The organism is Synechococcus sp. R5-13, assembly GCF_047462015.1.
GTDB lineage: Bacteria > Cyanobacteriota > Cyanobacteriia > Thermostichales > Thermostichaceae > Thermostichus.
Window position 1 is genome coordinate 1 of sequence record NZ_JANSIL010000142.1, and the last position, 8,577, is coordinate 8,577.

At 56.5% G+C, this 8,577-nt stretch carries 9 protein-coding genes; 4 read left to right on the forward strand and 5 right to left on the reverse strand.

Annotated features, from left to right (window positions below):
- The 3 genes from NW840_RS10750 to NW840_RS10760 form a co-directional block, all read left to right on the forward strand.
- Positions 1–1,024 (forward strand): RNA-guided endonuclease InsQ/TnpB family protein (locus NW840_RS10750; protein WP_414344202.1); only part of this gene is annotated, 1,024 nt, incomplete at its 5' end.
- A 127-nt stretch (positions 1,025–1,151) separates the two neighbouring features.
- A complete protein-coding gene (gene accC / locus NW840_RS10755) occupies positions 1,152–2,507 on the forward strand; it encodes an acetyl-CoA carboxylase biotin carboxylase subunit (protein ID WP_414332260.1) in 1,356 nt (451 codons plus the stop codon).
- A gap of 94 nt (positions 2,508–2,601) precedes the next feature.
- Positions 2,602–3,594 (forward strand): tyrosine-type recombinase/integrase, encoded by a 993-nt coding sequence (locus NW840_RS10760; RefSeq protein WP_414344203.1) that lies wholly within the window; start codon positions 2,602–2,604, stop codon positions 3,592–3,594.
- A 164-nt stretch (positions 3,595–3,758) separates the two neighbouring features.
- Here the strand turns inward: NW840_RS10760 and NW840_RS10765 are convergent, their stop codons facing one another.
- The 4 genes from NW840_RS10765 to NW840_RS10780 all read right to left on the reverse strand — a co-directional run bounded on the left by NW840_RS10765 (position 3,759) and on the right by NW840_RS10780 (position 6,317).
- A complete protein-coding gene (locus tag NW840_RS10765) occupies positions 3,759–4,772 on the reverse strand; it encodes a hypothetical protein (protein ID WP_414344204.1) in 1,014 nt (337 codons plus the stop codon).
- Positions 4,763–5,365 (reverse strand): J domain-containing protein, encoded by a 603-nt coding sequence (locus NW840_RS10770; protein ID WP_083757641.1) that lies wholly within the window; start codon positions 5,363–5,365, stop codon positions 4,763–4,765. Before NW840_RS10770 ends, NW840_RS10765 begins: the two co-directional genes overlap by 10 nt.
- Before the next feature lie 96 nt (positions 5,366–5,461).
- Entirely contained in the window at positions 5,462–5,698 is a 237-nt protein-coding gene (locus tag NW840_RS10775) for an ATP-binding cassette domain-containing protein (protein WP_414344206.1), read from the reverse strand.
- A gap of 193 nt (positions 5,699–5,891) precedes the next feature.
- Positions 5,892–6,317: a hypothetical protein gene (locus tag NW840_RS10780; RefSeq protein ID WP_414344208.1), complete on the reverse strand. Its 426-nt coding sequence runs from the start codon at positions 6,315–6,317 to the stop codon at positions 5,892–5,894.
- Between the two features lie 94 nt (positions 6,318–6,411).
- Here NW840_RS10780 and NW840_RS10785 point away from each other — a divergent pair, with 94 nt between their 5' ends.
- Positions 6,412–7,083: an exopolysaccharide biosynthesis protein gene (locus NW840_RS10785; RefSeq protein ID WP_238376955.1), complete on the forward strand. Its 672-nt coding sequence runs from the start codon at positions 6,412–6,414 to the stop codon at positions 7,081–7,083.
- A gap of 17 nt (positions 7,084–7,100) precedes the next feature.
- Here the strand turns inward: NW840_RS10785 and NW840_RS10790 are convergent, their stop codons facing one another.
- Positions 7,101–8,264 carry an S-layer homology domain-containing protein gene (locus NW840_RS10790; RefSeq protein WP_414344211.1) on the reverse strand — a complete coding sequence of 388 codons (1,164 nt, stop codon included), beginning with the start codon at positions 8,262–8,264 and terminating at the stop codon, positions 7,101–7,103.
- Positions 8,265–8,577: the final 313 nt, after the last annotated feature.

Genomic DNA, 8,577 nt, shown 5'->3' on the forward strand with positions numbered 1-8,577 from the left:
TCCCAACGACCCTGAGAATACACTTCATGCTCACAGTGCAGACGCGGTAGTGCAAAGCTTCTTTGCCTCTCTCAAGTCCTGGCGGGAACGCCGCAAAACCGACCCCAACGCCCGTCCACCTCGACGCCGTCGGTACTTCTACAAAGTCCAGTGGAAATCTTCAGCCATCCAAGTCGTCAATGGGAAGCTGCGATTGTCGAACGGGAAAGGCAAGGAGCCCCTGATTGTTAACTGGGCTTGGGATACGCCTGTTTGGGTAGAGATGGGCTGGGATGGCCAGCAGTATGAGCTGAGGGCTTGCTACAAGGTGGGGGATACGCCGCCGGAAGAAGAGGGGGAAGAGAGCAACGTTGCCGCTGTGGATTTGGGTGAGATTCACCCCGCAGTCGCTCATGAGGGGGGACAAACCTACATCGCCAATGGCAGGCTGCTGCGCTCCAAAAGGCGCTACCAGAACAAGCTGCAGGGCAAGCTAGCTCGACTCCTGGCGCGCAAAAAGCGGGGGTCTCGGCGGTGGAAGCGGCTAGTTCGCTCTCAACGTTTGCAGCTCAAGAAGCTACACCACCAAATCCAAGACATTCTGCACAAGCAGACGACCAGACTGGTCTCCACGCTCCACGAGCGAGGCGTGCAGACAGTTGTGATTGGCGACCTTCGGGATATCCGGATGTCTGCCAACTACAACAAAAAGGCGAATCAGAAGATCCACCAGATGTTGCATGGTCAAGTCCGGCATCTCATCACCTACAAAGCTGAGCGGTTGGGGATGAGAGTGGTACTGCAAGATGAGCGGTACAGCTCTCAGGAGTGTCCTGTTTGTGGACAGAGAAACAAGCCCAAAGGTCGTGTGTACAGGTGTGGGTGTGGGTTTGAGTTCCATCGGGACGGGGTGGGGGCAATTAACATCCGCAGGAAGTATCTGGGCTCCGGCCCAGTAGTTGGGGCCATGGCATCCCCCATAGGGTTGAGGTTTCAGCCTCATGCCCTGTGTAGCTCAGTCGGTAGGAGCAATTCTGCTGGCTGAGAAAGCATCCCCGTCCTTTAAGACGGGGAGTATGTCAAATAGTAGGATGAGCACCTGAACTTAACCTTGCGTTTACAGACCGCTGGCCTTAGCGGTCTAGCTACCTCTTCAGCTTTGAACCTTCCTCATGCCGCCCATCACCAAGATCCTGATTGCCAACCGGGGTGAGATCGCCCTGCGCATCATCCGCACCTGTCAGGAAATGGGGATCCGAACTGTGGCCGTTTACTCCACTGCGGATCAGAACTCCCTGCACGTCCAACTGGCGGACGAGGCTGTTTGCGTAGGAGATGCCCCGGTGGCCAAAAGCTACCTCAACATTCCCAACATCATCTCGGCAGCCCTCACCCGCGGGGCCACTGCCATTCATCCGGGCTATGGGTTCTTGGCGGAGAATGCCAAATTTGCCGAGATGTGTGCCGACCACAACTTGATCTTCATCGGCCCCTCGCCAGAGGCGATGCGCAAGATGGGCGACAAGGCCACGGCCCGCGAGACCATGCAAGCGGTGGGGGTGCCGACGGTGCCGGGCAGCCGCGGGTTGATCACCTCTGAGGAGGAGGCAGTGAAGCTGGCGGAGAAAATCGGCTACCCCGTGATCATCAAAGCCACCGCCGGTGGCGGGGGGCGGGGTATGCGGGTGGCGCGGGATGCCCAGGAGCTGCTGAAGATGCTGCGCACCGCTCAGGGGGAAGCCCAAGCAGCCTTTGGCAACGGCGGGGTTTACTTGGAGAAGTTCATCGAGCGCCCCCGTCATGTGGAGTTTCAGATCTTGGCGGATAGCCAGGGCAATGTGGTGCATCTGTACGAGCGGGATTGCTCCATTCAACGGCGGCATCAAAAGCTGTTGGAAGAGGCCCCCAGCCCGGCTTTGACTGCAAGCTTGCGCGCCCGCATGGGAGCAGCGGCGGTGAAAGCGGCCAAGGTGGTGAATTATGTGGGGGTGGGCACGGTGGAGTTTTTGCTGGACAAAAATGGCCAGTTTTACTTCATCGAGATGAACACCCGCATCCAGGTGGAGCATCCGGTTACTGAGATGGTGACCGGGCTGGATCTGATTGCCGAGCAGATTCGCATTGCCCAAGGTCAACCCCTCACCTTTCGCCAGAAGGATGTGGAGTTGCGGGGCCATGCTATCGAATGCCGCATCAACGCCGAGGATCCCAAGCAGCAGTTTCGGCCTTGCGCTGGCACGATCAGTGCCTATTTGCCCCCTGGGGGGCCGGGGGTGCGCATGGATTCCCACATCTACACCGACTACACCATTCCCCCCTACTACGATTCGCTGTTGGGCAAGCTGATCGTCTGGGGGCCTAACCGGGCAGCAGCCATCCGCCGCATGCAGCGGGCTTTGGGGGAATGTGCCATCACCGGGGTGCCCACCACGATCCCTTTCCACCAGCAGATCCTGCGCCACGAGGCTTTTTTGCGGGGCGAGGTGTACACGGATTTCATCACCCAACACCTGCTGCCCGGCCAGTAGCCATCGACTCTCAGGTCGGGATCCCTCTCTGGACAGCAGCTGGCCACAAGTTGAGGATAAAGTTAAGGGCTAGCAGAGGGATGGAGGTGGCAGGATGAGGGAGCCTCGATCGGGCTGGGCTCAGGAGACCCATCCCCAGAGTCAGCCGACTGGCCCTGTTCCCAGTCTCAGCCATCTGGCGGCGCAATTTTTGCAGGAGCGGGAGCGGGATCTGGCCCCGGCTAGCCGCCGCACCTATCGCATTGCTCTGGAGCAGTTTGCCAAAACTTGCCCGGTGCCGCTGCCCCAGGTGCAGCCTGTCCACGTTCAGTCCTTTTTGAACAGCTTGAAAGGGCGACCATTCCAAAGCCGCTCTGGCCAGCGGATCCATCCGCCCGCTTCCCCGGCCACCTACAACCTGAAGCGGTTGGCCTTGCAGCAATTTTTTGAATGGGCCAGCCAACGGGGCTACCTTCAAGATCCCCTGCCCACCCAAGCCATTCGACCTGCCCGCCTACCCGCTCGTTTGCCTCGCGATCTGGATCGGTTGTTGTTGCAGCGGGTGTTGCAGCGGGCCCAAAACCATTCTCTGCGCTACGCGGCTTTGATTCGCCTGATGCTGGAGTGCGGGCTGCGGGCCCAGGAGCTGTTGGACTTAACCGTTCAAGATTTTCAAATCAGCCCTGAGGGATCCCTGTTGGAAGTGCGCTGTGGCAAGGGGAGCAAACCCCGCGCTGTGGCAGTAGGGGATCCCCTCTCCGAGCTGTTGCAGCAGTATCTGAGCCAAGAACGGGGCCCGTGCGCGCCGACGGATCCCTTGTTTGTTTCCCAATCTCGCTGCTTGGCCTACCGAGGCCGTCCCCTCACCTACGATGGTCTACGGCATATTGTGCTCAAGCTCACCGAGCCTGAGCCGGGACATCAAACCCCTCACCAGTTTCGCCACAGCTTTGCCACCTTGTTGCTGGATCGCGGCGTTGCCCCCGAACATATCCAGCACCTGCTGGGCCACACAACTGCCGCCATGACGATGCGCTACACCCAGCGGGCCAACTTGAGAGCAGCCATCGCCCGTTCCCGCGAGATCTTGAATCAGGGCTTGGTTTAGGGATCCCTGGCTGTACTATGGCCTCTGTCGTTTCCAGTGAGACAGACGCGGATTGCTCGCAGAAAGAGGGATCCCCAAAAAGAGATCAAGGATCCTCAAGGACGGACAAACCTGACTAAGGTGGTTGGAATGACCTGAAAACAACCGATAACCAATGGGTTATTTCAAGTTACACGCTGGAGAGGAATGTAGAGCACATGCTCTCTCCCCTTGCCAATGGGCAACTGCGGCCCAAGACTGGCCTTCTGTTGTCCCAACCAGATGATCAGGTTTTTGTTCTCAGGATAGTATTCCAAAACATACTTGATGAAGTCATCAATTGTACATGGCTCGTTGAAACCTCCCATCCACTGATGAAAGTGGCTATGCACTTCGCTGGCTATAGTAATCAGGTTGGAAAGATTTGCTGCAATCTTTGGATAGTGCGCTTCAGAGTAGAGATGGTGAACCGTTAGGCTACTGGCTGTTTTTCGAGTAACTCTACAGAGATTTTTATCCCTTCTTCTTGCAAGCTCTTTTGCTCTTTCTATCTGCCTTTGTCTATCCTGGATTGTCTTGACGATTGCCTGAATCTGGGGTTCAATGCGTTCGCCAACATCTCGACACCAGTCTTTTCTGTGGTTTTGCTTGAGGACTTCTACCATAATCTTGGCAAGCTCATAGATGCCTCGCAAAGAGAGGTAGACAGTGTCGTCGTTGCCAAAGCGTGTGTAATGAACGTCTTTGATGAGTTTACTTTGTTTTGATGCAATCTCAAGCGCTTTCTTAAGGTAATCAGTTCGAGTTCCAAAGATCGTCACAACATCTTGAAGAGATAGCCAAAACTGATCTTGCCTTCTGACCAGAGAGGAGCTGTTTTCGAGGATCCTATGATCCACCAGAGCCTTCTGCCTCTTGCGATACTCTTCCTTGAACCAATTCCTAATGCTTGTGTCTGTAGAGTACTTACGACCTTGCTCTGACCTAGACCTTAAAAAGGATAAAATGGCGTAAGCACCAGACTGCGTGTATTCTCTCAGCCCCGAACTTTTGTTGATAACGCGATAGTCTTTACCTTCCACCAGTTCCCACTCATCATCAGGGATACTGTCAAAGTAGGCTTCAATCTCCCTGAGTTCCTCAAGGCTGATACCCAAAAATTCGGCGAGCTTGTTTGAAGAAACATAGACTATAGCCATTGCTCAAATTTCTCCGTAAGGCTTTTGTAGAAGAGAGTCAATCGCTGGAAAATTTTGTCATCCCCGGTTGGAGAATCGGGATGGTAGATCTTGCTCAGGCGATAAAAGGCAGCTTTGATGTCCTCATTGGTAGCTCGATCGGGGTCAAGTCCAAAAACCCGCCATGGCAAGTCGTACTTGAAGATGTTGATCCCGTTGATGCAGCCATACCCCTCTTCCCCCTCTTCGTTGGGAAGGATCCCGATGTGCTGACGATAAATGCGCTCCAAATCGTCTATGTTGGATAAGCTCAGCTTGCCCATGCCGCTGGTTGCCAGTTTGAAGCTGGCTGACTTTCTCAGCTCGGCTGCGTTTTTAACGCCAAAGTGGTTGTAAATCGCTTTCTGCAGCTCTTTGACAGACAACCGAGGCGGTGGCTGTAGCTGCCTGACCACAAACCGCGCAAAATTCTCCAGGAGTTCCTTAGAGATGCCGTAGGTATCGGAAAGGCGCTGGATTTCTGCAGCAATCGCCCCTTGCGGATCGGGCTTGGTCTCTTCTCTTGAGGTTGCCCTAGTTGTTTTTGGTTTTGTGCTGGCGGCTTTTTTGGGCATGGCTTCCCCTCAAGTCAGTGATGCCAAGTGTAGATCCGCACAAAACTTATAGGCTGTCTGTGAATTTATTTGCACAATGATGCAGACAATCTTAGGTCAGTGTAACAATGTTGCCGGTACCTGTAAAGCTTTGCACCACATAAGCTTCGCCATACCGATGCCCAGTTGGATGGCTTGGTGTGGGGAGCAGATCCGCACTGGGCGGCCCCGCAGGCGAATCTCGCCAGCATCCGGCTGGTAGAGGCCCGCCAGCATGTTCATCAGGGTGGTTTTCCCGGCGCCATTCTCCCCCCGGAGAGCGTAAATCTCCCCGGCCCGTAGTTCAAAGTCCACGCTAGAGCGCCCCCAGCTTGCCTGTTCGGTTGAGTTCCCCCGCCAGGATCCCTACCAGACAGGCTCTCTCATAAAAAGGCTGATCATAAATGGAAGGCTCTCTGAAGAAAGAGGTACACAGGTTGAGTACCACCTTTCCTTGGCAGTGAACGTATTTCCGGCTACTTTTCAGCGCCAACTTGGGGGCTACCTCTCAGCTTTTGGGGATCAGCCGCTTCGGACAGGCAGTACGGATGTGGGATTCGCTCAGGTCGGGCATGAGAGCCAAGGCCCGTTGGGCATCAATCTGGGCTTCGCACACCGCCTCCAACACCTGTTCGGCCATCAGGGAAAGGGGCATATCGGCAGTTTGTTCGGGATCGGTATCCAGGGAAATTTGTCGGACTCCCACAGGGGGGGGTGGCAACACCGGCGGAGCTGCCTGCGGGGACAGGGTGGTGGAAGTGCCCACCTCCAACTGCGCTTCTGCCAGGGCCACACCGCGCCCCACTATCAGTAGGGATCCCAGCAGCAGGGGCCATCCTAGCCTACGACCCCCTCTGCCGAACTGAGTTGGATACTTCTGCCATTGCTCCAGACCGCTGATGTTCTCGGCCCTGTTGAGCCTGTTGCCGAGCATGTCACCTCTCCAAAACCACCCCTTTGCTCAAGATATCCAACACAACTTGAATTTGCAGTAGGCTATCGTTGGCCCTCCAGGTAGTGCCCACCCGTTGCCAAACTTTGCCCGCTCCAGCCCTGCCCCCTCTATGGCCCGTCTGTCTCAAGAGCTAGCCCGGTTTTCCCGCCTTCCCGAGAGCCCAGAGCAACCCGAACCCTCCCCGGAAGGGTTGATCCGCATCGAAGACATTCTAAAACTGGCGGGCGAGCGCAGTTTTGGCTTGTTTTTGGCGGTGCTCTCTTTCCCTTCTGCTTTGCCTCTGCCGGCTCCCGGCTATTCCACTCCCTTTGGCGTGGTCATCCTGTTGCTGGCCGCACAAATGCTGGCAGGGCGAACCACTCCTTGGCTGCCGAAATGGGTGTTGCAGACCTCTATTGAACGGAAGCATTTTCAAAAGTGGGTGCAGGCTGGGATCCCATGGTTGCAGCGCATTGAAAAAATTGCCCGCCCCCGTTGGAAGCAGCTTTGCACCACACGGCTCGGCCAAGTCTGGCTGGGCACCTGGATCGGCTTGATGGGGATTTCCATGATCATCCCCGTTCCAGGCACCAACACCCTGCCGGCAATGGGGGTTTTCGTCACCGCTTTTGGCCTCCTGGAAGAAGACGGGATCCTGTGCAGCTTGGGATCCCTGATCTGTGTAGCAGGAGGACTGCTGACCACTTCCATTTTGATCGGCCTGTGGTTGGGGGGAACAACCCTTTTGGATTGGCTGGGAAGATAGCTATGCCAGCACCGCTTTTATCGGGATGCTGGGGTCAGCGCCAGATCCTGAGTGAGGCGCAGCTCGATCACCTGATTGGGATCCAGCACCACCACCTGCGGCGCCGTTACATTGCCGATCACCGCTCCGGCCACCCCTGCCCCCAGCACTTCTTCTGTGGCAATGGCATTGTCTCCGGTTACCAAGCCGAGAATAGCGCCTGCTGCTGCACCGATGGCCGCATCCTGAATGATTTTGCCTGTGGTGGTGTAGCGGGGATCCTTGACATCGTGGATGATGTCCGATTGGGCAGCCAAGGGGAACAGTTGGTTGTTGACAATGATGCTTTCCGCCACAAAACGGGTGCCCCCTGGGGCTGGCTCAAAGCGGCCATCCACCCGCGAGCCAAAAGGCACCAGAATATCCCCCTGGGCGTTGCGAATCGGGTTGCGGACGATCAAAGACATGGGCCGGGTTTCGTTGGGGGCAATGAAGAGGCGCTCGTTGAAGGGGGTGGTGGTTTGCATCAGGGTGCCCGCCGCTAGGGTGGAAAGGCGCAGGTCAAAGCCTGGCTGGGAACCGGAGGGCAAGCCCCCTGGGTTTTGTGCCACCAAGGATCCCCGGTTAAGCATGGCCTGGTGGGTGAAGGCTGCTACCTCGGCGCGAGTGGCGGGACGGTTGGGTTCCAAGAGCATCGGGTCTGGATAATTGACGATCAACCCGGCGCGGTTGGCTGCCGCAAGTTGTGCCAGGGCCCAATTGGGGATGGCTGCCGCATCTCGGTAGCGGCTGAAGAGATCGCTGGGCTGAGCGGCTGGGATCGCTCCCGTGTTGCCAATGGCGTTGGTCAAAACCACCAGCGCTTCGGTGCGGGTAACGGGCTGCTCAGGACGGAAGGTGCCATCGGGAAAGCCTGCCACCAGGTTGTTGGCTGCTGCCGTCGAGATGGCGCTGGCTGCCCAGTGGGTGGGGGGCACATCCCGGAAGCCGATGAAAGTACCGGAGGTATTGCGGAGGCGGAAAGCGGTATTGACAATGGTGGCAAACTGAGCGCGGGTAACCGGCTCATTGGGGCGGAAGGTGCCATCGGGGAAGCCGTTCAACACTCCTTGAGCGGAGAGGGTCTCAATGTAGGCTTGGGCCCAGTGACCAAAGGTGTCGCGGAAGGAAGCGGCCATGGCCACCTGGCAGTGGATGCCCAAGACAGCTCCCGATAGGAGTATGCCTGCTGCACGTGGATTTAAAAGAGAGGGAAACATCGTTCGTTCACCGAGTTGTCGTAGCGCCCATCGCTGGGTCGATGGCTACTCTTATTCTGGCTATTTCCTCAGTGATGACAATGGCGGAAACCCTTGCTCTGTGGTAATTTGAGCGTTTCTAACCCAAGATTTGCAGCAAAACGCAACTGCAGAGGATTGATAAGGAAACCCCTAAATCTCTGTCGCGTCAGCTAGAAATCGCAGGAGCCCCGCACTGTACCCGTAGGGTCAGTGCCGGGAGGAATGCGCTTTGATG

Coding starts and splice junctions, on each gene's coding strand:
- accC (WP_414332260.1), top strand. CDS start 1,152: ATGCCGCCCATCACCAAGATCCTGATTGCCAACCGGGGTGAGATCGCC.
- NW840_RS10780 (WP_414344208.1), bottom strand. CDS start 6,317: ATGCTCGGCAACAGGCTCAACAGGGCCGAGAACATCAGCGGTCTGGAG.
- NW840_RS10760 (WP_414344203.1), top strand. CDS start 2,602: ATGAGGGAGCCTCGATCGGGCTGGGCTCAGGAGACCCATCCCCAGAGT.
- NW840_RS10770 (WP_083757641.1), bottom strand. CDS start 5,365: ATGCCCAAAAAAGCCGCCAGCACAAAACCAAAAACAACTAGGGCAACC.
- NW840_RS10765 (WP_414344204.1), bottom strand. CDS start 4,772: ATGGCTATAGTCTATGTTTCTTCAAACAAGCTCGCCGAATTTTTGGGT.